The following is a 13,394-nucleotide window of genomic DNA, read 5'->3' as shown; positions in this document are numbered from 1 at the left end:
CATCAGCGAGGTTTAGTCGTCCTGCCCTATGGCAGCACATTACTGAATAATTAAATCACTTGAATCACTTAACACTTGAGTCTCGCCAAAGGCAAAACCTACTCCGCTTTAAAGGAGTGTAATCTGTTCATGGCTTTCACCATGTCTTGTTTAAACAAAATTTCGGTAGAACGCACGGCTTCATCTATCGCCGCCTCGATAAGCTCTTGCTCTTTAGCAGGTGCTTTTCCCAGTACGTAACCACTCACTTGATTTTTATCACCGGGATGACCGATACCTAAGCGTAAACGGTAGAAGTTTTTATCGTTAGCCAGTTTAGCAATAATATCTTTCAGACCATTGTGGCCGCCATGACCGCCACCGAGCTTAAACTTAGCCACACCGGGCGGCAGATCGAGTTCATCGTGAGCGACCAGAATCTCTTCCGGCGTGATACGAAAAAAATTCGCCAAAGCGCCAACCGCTTTACCGCTTAAATTCATATAAGTCGTCGGGATCAATAAGCGGACATCTTTACCGTGCAATACTGCTCTGGCAGTCAAGCCAAAATACTTACTGTCGGCCACTAAAGTCACGCCGCAAATTCTCGCTAACTCAAGTACGTACCAAGCCCCCGCATTATGGCGAGTGTGTGCATATTCAGCACCTGGATTAGCCAGACCAACTATTAATTTTATTTCGCTCATGACACTCAATATCGTTATTTCGTCGATGACAGCCGCGCAAAGTGCCGACTGAACTGACCATACCAGCTAAAAACGCGGCATTTTAGCACTCAAACCCCAAGTCAACAAATGCCACGTCATCGCACAGGAGCAGAACACAAGGTCAGAACACAGAACAACTCAGCGTTAATTAAGCCCCATAGCATATTTAAGGACGGTCTTTTTGATCGGAGAATTGATGTTTGCCAACTTTAACGCACCATTACGCAGCAGCTTTAACGGCAGGATATCGTTACTAAAACCTGCATAAAACAAATCCATCGCCGTCATCATCAGTTGGTTATCGCGATAGCGTTTGCGCTGATATTGGGCAAGCACTTCATTCGACCACCAGATATTATCTTGGGCTAATGCATCCTTGATGACCGCCAAAAACGCTTCGACATCCTTAAACCCAAGGTTCACCCCTTGGCCAGCGAGCGGATTAATGGTGTGGGCGGCATCGCCTAAAATCACCACATTATGGCGATAGTAACTCTGGGCATGGCGGCGAGTGAGGCCAAAACTGCCTTTATTCTCAACGGTAAAATCAGCGTCCAAGCGCGCTGGGAAATGCACTCTTATCTGATCTGCAAGCTGTTTATTATTAAGCTGCATTAACTGCTTAATTCGGTTGGCATCGTCGTACCACACCAGCGAAGCGTTATTGCCAGGTAAAGGTAATAAGGAACGTGGCCCTTTGGGCGTAAACTGCTGCCAAGTCACATCTTGCTGGCCCTGTGCGGTGTTGATATTAATCAACATGGCCGATTGAGCGTAATCCCAACCCGAAATGCCAATTCCCGCCCATTGACGTACCTGCGAGTGAGCACCATCGGCGCCAACCAACAACTTAGCGGTCAGTTTACTATTTGACTGTAAGTGCACGCTCACACCGTCGCTATCGCGTGCAAATGCCACCACTTTATCGGGACAATATAAGGTGATGCCTGCCAATTGTGTCATCTGTTGCCACAGGGCAAGTTGGATTAAACGGTTTTCGACTATATGACCTAAATGGCTGGCACCAATTTGTGAACAGTGAAATTGGGTGATGCAGCCATCGAGCTCCCAAGTTTCTAAGCCAAGATAAGGCACATTACGCATCTTGAGTAATGAGTCCAAGGCGCCAAGACGTTCAAGCAGCGTTTCAGAAGCCACACTGATGGCCGAGACTCGCACATCTAATGGTTGTTCGGCTTGATAAGCCTCTGGCGCAAAAGATTCAATCACCGCCACTTGCAAGCCCAGCTGGGCGAGTCCAATCGCCGTCGCCGCACCAACCATGCCGCCGCCGACAAGAATGACATCGAATCGAGTGCCTTCTGCATGAGTGACGTCAGAATGAGTCACGTTAGAATCTGTGGTGTCGGATATCATCTGTGCATGTGTCTCTTCAATCTGGCTCATCCTACTTACCACCTTAGTTACTACCTTAGTTAGCACCTTTAAGCCCTTCTGTATTTCTGCCTAAGCGACTTTTCACAAACCCGCTCGATTATGCCTTATATCAAGATACCACGGAAATGTTGAGCGCATTTCGATTCGAAATCCGTGAAGACATAGGCATTCAAGCCCGAATAGTTTGCTGGAAATAACGAAAGCTCAACCTGTTAACAATATTAATCTTGCCCAAATGCAGCCGAACAATAAAAACCTAGCATTTGTGAGGGTATCGCCCTTGGCAAAAGCCAACAGCTAAAAGTGTGGACAAAGCTGGTCAGCAGCCGTAACAGCAGGTAAAATGTCGCGCTATTTTTATTGGTCATCTTAGGGCGACACAACTGATGAGTAAGAAACTCCATATCAAGACTTGGGGCTGTCAAATGAATGAGTATGACTCATCCAAGATGGCTGATCTGTTAGGCGAATACCAAGGTTATACCTTGACTGAAGAAGCGTCTGAGGCAGACATTCTCCTGCTCAACACTTGTTCTATCCGCGAAAAAGCGCAAGAAAAAGTGTTCCATCAGCTAGGGCGCTGGAAGACGCTTAAAGATAAAAATCCCAATTTGATTATTGGCGTGGGCGGCTGCGTTGCCTCACAAGAAGGCAAAGCCATTAAAGACAGAGCCCAATGTGTCGACATTATTTTCGGACCACAAACCTTGCACCGTCTGCCCGAGATGATCGAGCAAGTGCGCCGTGGTGATAAAGCGGTTATCGATATCAGCTTCCCTGAAATCGAAAAATTCGACCGTCTGCCAGAGCCACGCGCCGAAGGCCCAACCGCGTTTGTGTCTATCATGGAAGGTTGCAGCAAATACTGCTCGTTCTGTGTTGTACCTTATACTCGCGGCGAAGAAGTCAGCCGTCCATCGGACGATATTATCCTTGAAATCGCCCAATTGGCAGAGCAAGGTGTGCGCGAAGTAAACTTGCTCGGCCAAAACGTGAATGCCTATCGCGGCGCAACTCACGATGGCGCAATTTGTACTTTTGCGGAATTATTGCGCTTCGTGGCAGCCATCGACGGTATCGACCGTATCCGCTTCACGACCAGTCACCCGATTGAATTTACACAAGATATCATCGACGTTTACGAAGATACCCCTGAGCTTGTAAGCTTCTTGCACTTGCCAGTGCAATCGGGTTCTGACCGTATTCTCACAGCGATGAAACGCGGCCATATGGCGATTGAATATAAGTCAATCATCCGCCGCCTGCGTAAAGCCCGTGAAGGCATTCAAATCAGCTCAGACTTTATCATTGGCTTCCCAGGCGAAACCAAAGAAGACTTCGCTGATACCATGAAGTTGATTGAAGACATAGGTTTCGACCACAGCTTCAGCTTTATCTATAGCGCACGTCCGGGCACGCCAGCGGCAGATTTACCCGATAACGTCGATATGGAAGAGAAAAAACAACGTCTGGCGATTCTGCAAGATCGCATCACCCAGCAAGCCATGCGCTACAGCCGCCACATGATGGGCACAGTGCAACGTATTCTGGTTGAAGGACCATCGGTGAAAAATCCTATGGAACTGCGCGGCCGTACTGAGAACAACCGAGTGGTGAACTTCGAAGGTCAACCAAAACACATTGGTACTTTCGTGGATGTCGAAATTGTCGACGTTTACACTAACTCACTGCGCGGTGTCTTTATCCGCGGCGAAGATGAAATGGATCTACGTCGTAGCCTGCGCCCTGCTGAAATTCTGGCCAAGCGCAAGCAAGATGATGAACTGGGTGTGACTCAATTTAAGCCATAAGCGCTAAATCGGCTTAACTTAAAAAATACCTATATAAAGAAGGGCGACTTAGTCGCCCTTTTGCTTTCACGCACTTTTGTTTAAGTCTACCGAGGCAATTGTTATTTTCCGTTAGCAATTATCGGCTATGGCTCGTAAACTAAAATTATCTTGCGATGGTTAACCAACCTCGTACCTTGCTTTCTTATTCGCTATTGGGAGTGCTATTTGTCCAGTAAATTAACTACCATGAATCTGTATCTCGAACCCGCAGAAACACGCCGTTTGGCTTCACTGTGCGGTCCATTCGATGACAATATCAAGCAGATAGAACGTCGCGTTGGCGTTGAAATCGTCCGTAAGAACAATCATTTCCAGATCACCGGACTGCCACGCAATTGTTTAAGCGCCAACAACTTACTCAAAGAACTCTACATCGAGACCCAAACGGTTAAAGGCAGCACGCCCGATCTTGAGCCTGAGCAAGTCCATATCGCTATTCAAGCAGCCATCGCCCTAGAACAAGCAGACGCTAACGACGACAGCGGTATTAATATCAAAACCCGACGCGGTGTCATTAAGCCACGCAATCCGAATCAAAGCTTGTATGTGGCCAATATTACGCGTCACGATATTACCTTCGGTATTGGTCCTGCAGGAACGGGCAAAACCTACCTTGCCGTAGCAGCGGCAGTAGATGCGTTAGAGCGCCAAGAAGTGCGCCGCATTCTGCTGACTCGCCCTGCAGTGGAAGCGGGTGAAAAACTCGGTTTCTTACCCGGTGACTTAAGTCAAAAGGTCGACCCCTATCTACGCCCCCTCTACGATGCCCTGTTCGAAATGCTTGGCTTTGAAAAAGTGGAACGCTTAATCGAAAAAAATGTAATAGAAGTGGCGCCGCTTGCCTATATGCGCGGTCGTACCTTGAACGATGCCTTTATTATTCTCGATGAAAGCCAAAACACCACAATCGAGCAGATGAAGATGTTCCTTACCCGTATCGGTTTCAATTCCCGTGCGGTGATCACAGGCGACATCACTCAAACCGACTTACCTAAACATCAAAAGTCAGGGCTACGTCACGCGATTGAAGTGTTAAGCCAAGTCGAAGAAATCAGCTTTAACTTTTTTGTCTCCCAAGATGTAGTGCGCCATCCTGTGGTTGCCCGTATCGTTGAAGCCTATGAAGCCTTCGAGTTAAAAGAGCAAACCTTAAAAGCCAAAAAAGAAAGCCAGTACCAAAAGCAACAGCAGGAAGCCGCAACACATGAGTCTTGAGTTAGCCTTAGATATTCAACATGCCAGCACCAGTGAGTGGCTACCAACGGACGAACAATTCGCCCTTTGGGTCACTACCGCAATTGGCAATAGCATGGATGAAGCTGAATTAACCATACGTATCGTCGATAGCCGTGAGAGCCAAATGCTCAACAATACCTATCGCGGTAAAGACAAACCGACCAATGTACTGTCATTTCCCTTTGAAGCACCACCAGAAATTGAACTTCCTTTACTCGGAGATCTTGTCATTTGCGCGGCAGTCGTTGAAAATGAAGCCCGTGAACAACAAAAACCACTAGAAGCGCACTGGGCACACATGGTTGTACATGGTTGCTTGCATCTGCTAGGGTATGATCACATCGACGATGAAGAAGCCGAAGAGATGGAGTCATTAGAGACTCAACTCATTGAAAGCTTCGGTTTTACTGACCCATATAAGGAACAATAATTAGCTAAGATAATCCCTATCAAAAGCTAATGAGAAAACTATGAGTGACGATATCCCCCCTAGTACGAACGCCCACAAGAAAGGTTGGTTTGATAGAGTAAGTCAGCTATTTCAGGGCGAACCTCAAAATCGCGAAGATCTAGTCGATGTGATTGATGGTGCCGAGCAGCGCGATTTGATCACCCAAGACACCCGCGAGATGATAAAAGGTGTATTAGACGTTTCTGATATGCGTGTTCGGGATATCATGATCCCAAGAGCTCAAATTGTCGCCCTCCAGATAGACAACTCGGTCGAAGAGTTACTTGCGACTGTGATTGGTTCAGGTCACTCGCGCTTCCCCGTCGTTAACGAAGATAAAGACCATATCGAAGGCATATTGCTTGCCAAAGATTTGATCCCTTACGGTTTCTCCAACAGTGATGAGCCCTTCTCACTGGATCGCGTGATCCGTCCCGCCGTGGTTGTGCCCGAAAGCAAACGCGTCGATGTTCTGCTAAAAGAATTCCGCTCTCAACGCTACCATATGGCGATTGTGGTTGACGAGTACGGCGGTGTATCGGGTCTTGTGACTATCGAAGATATTCTTGAAGAAATTGTCGGCGAGATTGAAGACGAATTCGACCACGATAGCACTGAAGAAACCGAGATCCGCAAAGTCGGTAACACGGTTTATATGGTTAAAGCTTTGACGCCAATCGAAGATTTCAACGAAGAATTCAACACTGAATTCAGCGATGAAGAGTTTGATACCGTCGGTGGCTTAGTCTCACACGCCTTTGGCCACCTGCCAGAACGTAACGAGAGCATCATCATTGAAGGCATAGAATTTAAAGTCATCAATGCTGATACTAGGCGTTTAATCCAACTCAGAGTTAAACTCCCCGATCCTAATACTGGCGAAGACGTAGAATAATCACTCGTGCTAAAAAAAATCCGGGCTTTTGCCCAACAACAGTCCCAACCTAGTGCTTTGAGACTCGTACTGGCATTTGCCCTTGGCGCCAGTACGGCGCTTTCATTTGCGCCCTATTCCATTTGGATAATCTATCCGTTTGCCATGGCGATTGCCCTCTGGCACAGCCGAACGCTGAGCGCTAAGGCAAGCTTTTACTATTGGTTAAGCTTTGGATTTGGCTGTTTTGCCGTAGGGATCAGCTGGGTTCACGTGAGCATGGATACCTTTGGTGGTATGCCGCTCATTGCCTCCGTTGGGTTAATGGCCTTGTTAGCCTTGTATTTAGCCTTGTATCCCGCTCTAACTGGTTTAGCGCTGGTTTGGTTAACTAAAACGCTGAGCCATGATGGTAAAACTCGATTTGGTCTTTGGCGTAATCTCGCCCTATTCCCCGCGTTATGGACCTTGACCGAATGGGCTCGTGGCTGGGTAATGACAGGCTTCCCTTGGTTATGGGCGGGTTACTCGCAAACTCAAGGGCCGTTAAAACCCCTTGCCAGTATCATAGGCACACTGGGAATAAGTTTTGTATTGGCCATGCTCGCTGGTGCATTAGCGCTTTGTTTTACTAAGCGTTATAAGAGTTTACTGCTTTTAGTGACGCTCAGTATCCTGGCCGTTTGGGCTGCGCCTAAACTTTGGGAGATTCATCCTACGGGTGAAAATGTTAAAGTGGCACTGGTACAAGGCAATATTCCCCAAAGCATGAAGTGGGAACCCGATGCCCTGTGGCCGACGCTGTTAAAATACATGGATTTATCCCGCGAACATCTGGATGCCGATATCATTATTTGGCCAGAAGCAGCAATTCCAGCGCCAGAATCTATGGTGCAGGACTTTTTAGATAACGCCAATAAAGTCGCCAATCTAAACCATACCTCAATTATCACAGGCATTATTAGCCATCAAAACAATGAGTTCTATAATTCATTGATTGTGCTTGGTAATCATAATCAGAAACAACAAGCAGGCCCAGACTATGAGGGCGATGGTAGCAATCAATTTAAGAAACACCATCTGTTGCCAATTGGCGAGTTTGTCCCCTTTGAAGCGCTGCTGCGCCCGATAGCACCTTTCTTTAATTTGCCCATGTCGTCCTTTACACGAGGCGAATATAAACAGCCTAATCTCAGCGCACTAGGCCATAAAATCGCGCCAGCAATTTGTTATGAAATAGCCTTTCCCGAACAGTTGCGCGACAACGTTAATCAAGGGACAGATATACTATTAACTGTCTCTAACGATGCATGGTTTGGTAGCTCAAATGGGCCATTACAGCATATGGAGATCGCTCAAATGCGCGCGGTTGAATTGGGTCGGCCTCTATTACGTGCAACCAACAATGGCGTGACAGCCATAGTCGATGAGAATGGCAATATCACAGCGTCATTGCCACAATTTGAAATAGGTGTGCTAAGTGCAACCATTCCATTAGTCACAGGGCAAACTTGGTTTGCAAAATTAGGCCAAATGCCCCTACTGATACTCTGTGGTTTAATCGTTCTGCTTGGTCTTGCCCGACGTTTTAAAGCGCAATAGGATTGAGGCCATGCATTACCAAGTCAATAAACAAGATGTGGCAGGTTTTACCTTAATTGAACTTGTCGTTGTGATTATTGTGCTTGGGATCTTGGCTGTGATCGCCGCGCCTAGATTTGTCGGTTTAAGTAAAGAAGCACGGGTACAAACCTTAAACCAAGTACAGGCCAGCGTTAAAACAGCCAATATGCTAGCTTACTCAAAAACCCAAATGCCTAGCCTACTGAGCCAAGCGGTAGCTGGGCGCGATGATATTATTGATATCGACCTCAATGGTGATGGCACTCCAGATACACGCTTAAAATGGGGTTACCTCGATAATACTGATGTGGAAAAATGGATCACCTCAGATGATAAACTTATCATTCAATATGAAGGCATTGATATCACTTATATAGGTTACGATCTTAACAACAATTCCTTAGTGAATGATGACCAATGCTATTTCCGCTACACCCAAGCCAGCGATGCCAACACTGCGCCGCAATATGATATCAACACCCAAGGTTGTTAGGCTGACACTCAGTTAACCTGTGTTATCCCGCAATTGTCTGCGAATACATTAGGCTGATTGCGCGTTCCACGTTAAGGTGAACGATTAGACGTGGCCTTATACCAATCACAGTGACTGTGTCTGCATAGCCAATATGATTGGTACCATTACCTCGTTCCTTAACCAAGGTACACAGTCAAGGCAACTCTATGGCACAGCTTCGCGTGCGCTACCAAACCCACGAATTTGGGGATCTCGACATTCATGTCAGAACCCTAAGAAATAACCAAGAATTTGAAGACATCGATGGCGAAGCTGAAAAGCTCGGTATTTCCTCCGCAACTTGGCCATTATTTGGCATAGTTTGGCCATCTAGCCAAGTGCTATCCCATCATATGGCCGATTATCAAATTGATAATAAACGCATTCTTGAAGTTGGCTGCGGTATAGGGCTGGCAAGTCTAGTGCTAAACCACAGACATGCCGACATCACAGCAACCGACTATCACCCCGAGTCGGAAAATTTCCTTAAGCAAAATGTCGATTTAAATCATGGTCGTGCGATTCCGTTTGTTCGAACAGGATGGGCAGATGCACAAACTAATTTAGGTTTATTTGACCTCATTATTGGCAGCGATCTCTTGTACGAACAAGAACATGCCGATCTCTTATCACAATTTATTGAGCAGCATGCTAAACCAATTTGTGATGTAGTCTTAGTCGATCCAGGCCGTGGTAATCATGCAAAATTCAGTAAACGTATGGTGACTTTAGGTTACGAACACTCACAACATAAACCCATTCACACTGAATTTTTATTAGCGCCCTTTGGCGGTCAAATCCTCAACTACTCTCGTACCAACAGTTGATACAGCCTAATTAATGCAAATATGAGCAATTTAGGTCTAATAGAACTCAAAAAAAAACGACGCTGAGGCGTCGTTTTAGCTGCATAACATCACCACCTTGATTAAGGCGTTAGCGGCTCGCGGGTAAATTCTTCATGATCACACTCTGGACAATCTGGGATGGGACTTGGAAATTCAATACTCATTTCATTGCCACAGTTAGTGCACACCATGATGCCCTGATTCACAATATCACCACTCTTGTAGTAGCCTTGGTGCTTAAAATCTTGCGTTAACTCATGCCATTCGACTTGGCTGCGGTCGGTGATTTCACTGAGCCAATGCCAAAGCGTATTCTCTAAAGTAATCACGGTTGGGCTATGACTCAAACTATCCGCGTTCTGCTCACGGAGAAAACTCGTAATATCACGCTTTAAGAATTGTTCGACTAAAGCGAGTTCATCTTCCCCTGCCTGTTCTTTAAGACGTAAATACTCCTTACCTTGAGTGACAGAATTGAATAAATTCTTTACAGTCATAGTGTTATCTTCTGCAAATTGAGATTTCACTTCGGTAATTAAGGCTTGATACAGTCCTAGTAACGCGTTACTTCTATCATTCATAACCAATACTCCTTCATACGAACCTTTTTAATGCATCGCTTCTAGTTTATTCTATGCAGATCTTACTCGCGCTGATATGGCGTTAGATCCAATAATAGGCGGCACTGCCGGAAATAGAGTGATGCAAGAGCAATATAATCCCTCAGAAATTGAAGCCTTAGTGCAAAAGCACTGGCATGACAACAAAACCTTCGAAGTCACTGAAGACGCAAACAAAGAAAAGTTTTATTGCCTTTCGATGTTTCCGTACCCTTCTGGCAGACTCCACATGGGACACGTACGCAACTATACCATAGGTGACGTAGTTGCACGCTTTCAACGTCTTCAAGGCAAAAACGTGCTCCAGCCTATTGGTTGGGACTCATTTGGCCTACCCGCAGAAAATGCCGCAATTAACAACAAGACTGCGCCTGCACCATGGACCTATGAAAACATAGAATACATGAAGAACCAGCTGAAATTGCTGGGTTTTGGTTACGATTGGAGCCGTGAAATCGCCACTTGTACCCCTGAATATTATCGCTGGGAACAATGGTTCTTCACTAAGTTGTACGAGAAAGGCCTAGTCTACAAAAAGACAGCTTCAGTCAACTGGTGTCCAAACGATGAAACCGTACTGGCGAACGAGCAAGTTCAAGACGGTTGCTGCTGGCGCTGTGATACCCCTGTGGAACAAAAAGAAATTCCACAGTGGTTTATTAAGATCACTGCCTATGCAGAAGAATTATTAAACGATATCGATACCTTAGATGGCTGGCCTGAACAGGTTAAGACCATGCAGCGCAACTGGATTGGTCGCAGCGAAGGTGTAGAAATGACCTTCGGCGTCGCAGGTCACGATAAAAGCTTCGATATCTATACCACGCGTCCAGATACCTTAATGGGCGTGACCTATGTGGCGATTGCCGCAGGTCATCCATTAGCTGAAATCGCCGCGCAAACCAATCCTGAGCTTGCCGCCTTTATCGATGAGTGCAAAAACAGCACAACATCTGAAGCTGAACTCGCGACCATGGAAAAACGCGGAGTGGCCACAGGGCTTTTCGCCATTCATCCTATCACTGGTAAGCAAGTCCCGATTTGGGCTGCTAACTTTGTGTTGATGAACTATGGCACAGGTGCCGTAATGTCAGTTCCTGGGCACGACCAACGTGACTTTGAATTTGCAAAAAAATACGGTCTAGCAATTGAGGCTGTGATCAAGCCTGTTGATGGCGAAGTGGACATTAGCGAAGCCGCTTATACCGAAAAAGGCGTACTGTTTAACTCGGGTGAGTTCGACGGTTTAGACTTTGAAGCGGGCTTTAATGCCATCGCTAACAAGTTAGTCACCGAAGGTAAAGGCAAGCGCCAAGTCAACTATCGTCTGCGCGATTGGGGTGTTTCACGTCAGCGTTACTGGGGCGCACCTATTCCTATGGTGACCTTAGCCGACGGCACTGTGATCCCAACGCCAGCAGATCAACTGCCAGTATTACTGCCAGAAGATGTCGTGATGGACGGTATTCAAAGCCCAATCAAGGCCGATAAAGAATGGGCGAAAACCCAAGTCAACGGTCAAGATGCGCTGCGCGAAACCGATACCTTCGATACCTTTATGGAATCCTCTTGGTATTACGCCCGTTACTGCAGCCCGCATGCGGACGAAATGTTAGATCCTGCTAAAGCCAACTACTGGCTACCTGTGGATCAATACATTGGCGGTATCGAACACGCTTGTATGCATTTGTTATATTTCCGCTTCTTCCATAAGTTGCTGCGTGATGCAGGTCTGGTTAACTCTAACGAACCAGCCAAACAACTGCTGACCCAAGGTATGGTGTTGGCCGATGCTTTCTACTATATCAACGAAAAAGGCGCCCGTGTTTGGGTTTCGCCTTTAGATGTAGCGACTACAGAAAAAGACGACAAGGGCCGTATTACTAAGGCTATCGACAAAGACGGCAACGAGCTGGTTTATACCGGCATGTGCAAGATGTCTAAGTCGAAAAACAATGGTATCGATCCTCAAGTCATGGTCGAAAAATACGGCGCAGATACGGTTCGCCTATTTATGATGTTCGCCTCACCACCAGAATTAACTCTGGAATGGCAAGAGTCTGGCGTTGAAGGCGCACACCGCTTCATTAGACGTCTGTGGAAGCTTGCAAACGAGCATGTGAACCAAGATAACAGCGAAGCCTTAGATGTCAGCAAGTTAACTGCCGATCAAAAAGCGCTGCGCCGTGAAGTCCACAAGACGATCGCGAAAGTGACCGACGATATCGGCCGCCGTCAAATGTTCAACACTGCGGTTGCCGCCGTGATGGAACTGATGAACCATCTGCAAAAAGCACCACAAACCACAGGCCAAGACAACGCCATTATCGGCGAAGCCTTATCGGCCATAGTGCGTTTGCTGTACCCTATCATTCCGCATGTGAGCTTTAACCTGTGGAACGAGTTAGGCAATGCTAGCAACATCGAAGATAGCCAATGGCCAGTCGTTGATGAAGCTGCGCTAGTTGAAGACAGCAAGCTCATCGTTGTGCAAGTCAACGGTAAAGTTCGCGCAAAAATCACAGTAGCCGCCGACGCTGATAAAGAATCAGTAGAAGCCTTAGGCATGAGTGATGAACACGTGATCAAATACCTAGACGGCCTGACAGTACGTAAAGTGATCTATGTGCCGGGCAAACTGCTCAGCATAGTGGCCAATTAACGGCTGCTAATAACTCGCTATACTCAAAGCCAATGAAGTTGCAGCATAGCTGCAACTTCAAGTCAGCAGGGTATACCACGAATAGGAAACCGCGAAATCTATGCTAATCAAACGCATATGCTTCGCAATCATGGCACTGGTTATTATGACCAGCGCTGGTTGCGGTTTTAAGCTTCAACGCAGTTATCAGATCCCTGATGCCCTCAATCATTTGAGTTTGAGCAGTGTGGATGAATACAGTGAACTCACTCGTTTGGTGCGTGAACGCCTGCGCTTGAACAATATCCAAGTTGTCGACGCCGCAGATAATGTACCAGTATTAAGATTAATCACCGACTCCCTTGAACGCTCGACCTTATCTTTGTACCCCACAGGTAACGTCGCCGAGTATGAGCTGATTTATTTAGTCGAATTTGCTGTGGCATTGCCGGGCAAAGAAGCGCAGCCTTTCAAGGTTGAAATTCGCCGCGACTACTTAGACGATCCACGTACCGCATTGGCAAAGAGCCGTGAAATGGAATTGCTGACGAAGGAAATGCGTATCCAAGCTGCCGATCGTATTCTGCAAGCAATGGCCAGTACTGAGGTGAATTAATGCGGGGCTATCA

The 13,394-nt window shown here is 46.6% G+C and carries 12 protein-coding genes; 9 read left to right on the top strand and 3 right to left on the bottom strand.

Features of this window, described 5'->3' with window-relative positions; genetic code table 11:
• Positions 1-98: 98 nt before the first annotated feature.
• Complete coding sequence (pth, locus tag L5L77_RS00480; protein ID WP_028761467.1) at positions 99-686, bottom strand: aminoacyl-tRNA hydrolase; 588 nt, start codon at positions 684-686, stop codon at positions 99-101.
• Positions 687-851: 165 nt separating this feature from the next.
• Positions 852-2,114 (bottom strand): FAD-dependent monooxygenase, encoded by a 1,263-nt coding sequence (locus L5L77_RS00475; protein ID WP_263221785.1) that lies wholly within the window; start codon positions 2,112-2,114, stop codon positions 852-854.
• A 377-nt stretch (positions 2,115-2,491) separates the two neighbouring features.
• Here L5L77_RS00475 and miaB point away from each other — a divergent pair, with 377 nt between their 5' ends.
• The 7 genes from miaB to L5L77_RS00440 all read left to right on the top strand — a co-directional run bounded on the left by miaB (position 2,492) and on the right by L5L77_RS00440 (position 9,483).
• Positions 2,492-3,916 carry a tRNA (N6-isopentenyl adenosine(37)-C2)-methylthiotransferase MiaB gene (gene miaB, locus L5L77_RS00470; RefSeq protein ID WP_006082739.1) on the top strand — a complete coding sequence of 475 codons (1,425 nt, stop codon included), beginning with the start codon at positions 2,492-2,494 and terminating at the stop codon, positions 3,914-3,916.
• Positions 3,917-4,123: 207 nt separating this feature from the next.
• Entirely contained in the window at positions 4,124-5,173 is a 1,050-nt protein-coding gene (locus L5L77_RS00465) for a PhoH family protein (RefSeq protein ID WP_028761469.1), read from the top strand.
• The gene (gene ybeY / locus L5L77_RS00460) at positions 5,163-5,624 is read left to right on the top strand and encodes an rRNA maturation RNase YbeY (RefSeq protein ID WP_263185630.1); all 462 of its coding nucleotides are present in this window, start codon (positions 5,163-5,165) and stop codon (positions 5,622-5,624) included. Before L5L77_RS00465 ends, ybeY begins: the two co-directional genes overlap by 11 nt.
• A gap of 40 nt (positions 5,625-5,664) precedes the next feature.
• On the top strand, positions 5,665-6,540 hold the full coding sequence (gene corC, locus L5L77_RS00455) for a CNNM family magnesium/cobalt transport protein CorC (protein ID WP_006082742.1): 876 nt from the start codon (positions 5,665-5,667) through the stop codon (positions 6,538-6,540).
• Positions 6,541-6,546: 6 nt separating this feature from the next.
• The gene (gene lnt / locus L5L77_RS00450; protein ID WP_263140088.1) at positions 6,547-8,121 is read left to right on the top strand and encodes an apolipoprotein N-acyltransferase; all 1,575 of its coding nucleotides are present in this window, start codon (positions 6,547-6,549) and stop codon (positions 8,119-8,121) included.
• A 10-nt stretch (positions 8,122-8,131) separates the two neighbouring features.
• Positions 8,132-8,635, top strand: a complete 504-nt coding sequence (locus tag L5L77_RS00445) for a Tfp pilus assembly protein FimT/FimU (RefSeq protein ID WP_263140085.1) — start codon at positions 8,132-8,134, stop codon at positions 8,633-8,635.
• A 188-nt stretch (positions 8,636-8,823) separates the two neighbouring features.
• Entirely contained in the window at positions 8,824-9,483 is a 660-nt protein-coding gene (locus L5L77_RS00440) for a class I SAM-dependent methyltransferase (protein ID WP_173243240.1), read from the top strand.
• 101 nt (positions 9,484-9,584) lie between these two features.
• On the opposite strand, the gene L5L77_RS00435 is transcribed toward L5L77_RS00440, so the two are convergent.
• Positions 9,585-10,085: a zinc ribbon-containing protein gene (locus tag L5L77_RS00435; RefSeq protein ID WP_028761474.1), complete on the bottom strand. Its 501-nt coding sequence runs from the start codon at positions 10,083-10,085 to the stop codon at positions 9,585-9,587.
• Between the two features lie 121 nt (positions 10,086-10,206).
• Here L5L77_RS00435 and leuS point away from each other — a divergent pair, with 121 nt between their 5' ends.
• Both leuS and lptE read left to right on the top strand, forming a co-directional pair.
• Positions 10,207-12,786 carry a leucine--tRNA ligase gene (gene leuS, locus L5L77_RS00430; RefSeq protein WP_263185629.1) on the top strand — a complete coding sequence of 860 codons (2,580 nt, stop codon included), beginning with the start codon at positions 10,207-10,209 and terminating at the stop codon, positions 12,784-12,786.
• Between the two features lie 100 nt (positions 12,787-12,886).
• Positions 12,887-13,381, top strand: a complete 495-nt coding sequence (lptE, locus tag L5L77_RS00425) for an LPS assembly lipoprotein LptE (protein ID WP_012089938.1) — start codon at positions 12,887-12,889, stop codon at positions 13,379-13,381.
• Positions 13,382-13,394 lie beyond the last annotated feature (13 nt).

Origin of the sequence: Shewanella sp. SM29 (genome assembly GCF_025654245.1) — a bacterium.
GTDB lineage: Bacteria > Pseudomonadota > Gammaproteobacteria > Enterobacterales > Shewanellaceae > Shewanella > Shewanella oncorhynchi.
Note: the sequence above shows the minus strand (reverse complement) of the source record. Positions and strands in the feature narration are given on the sequence as shown.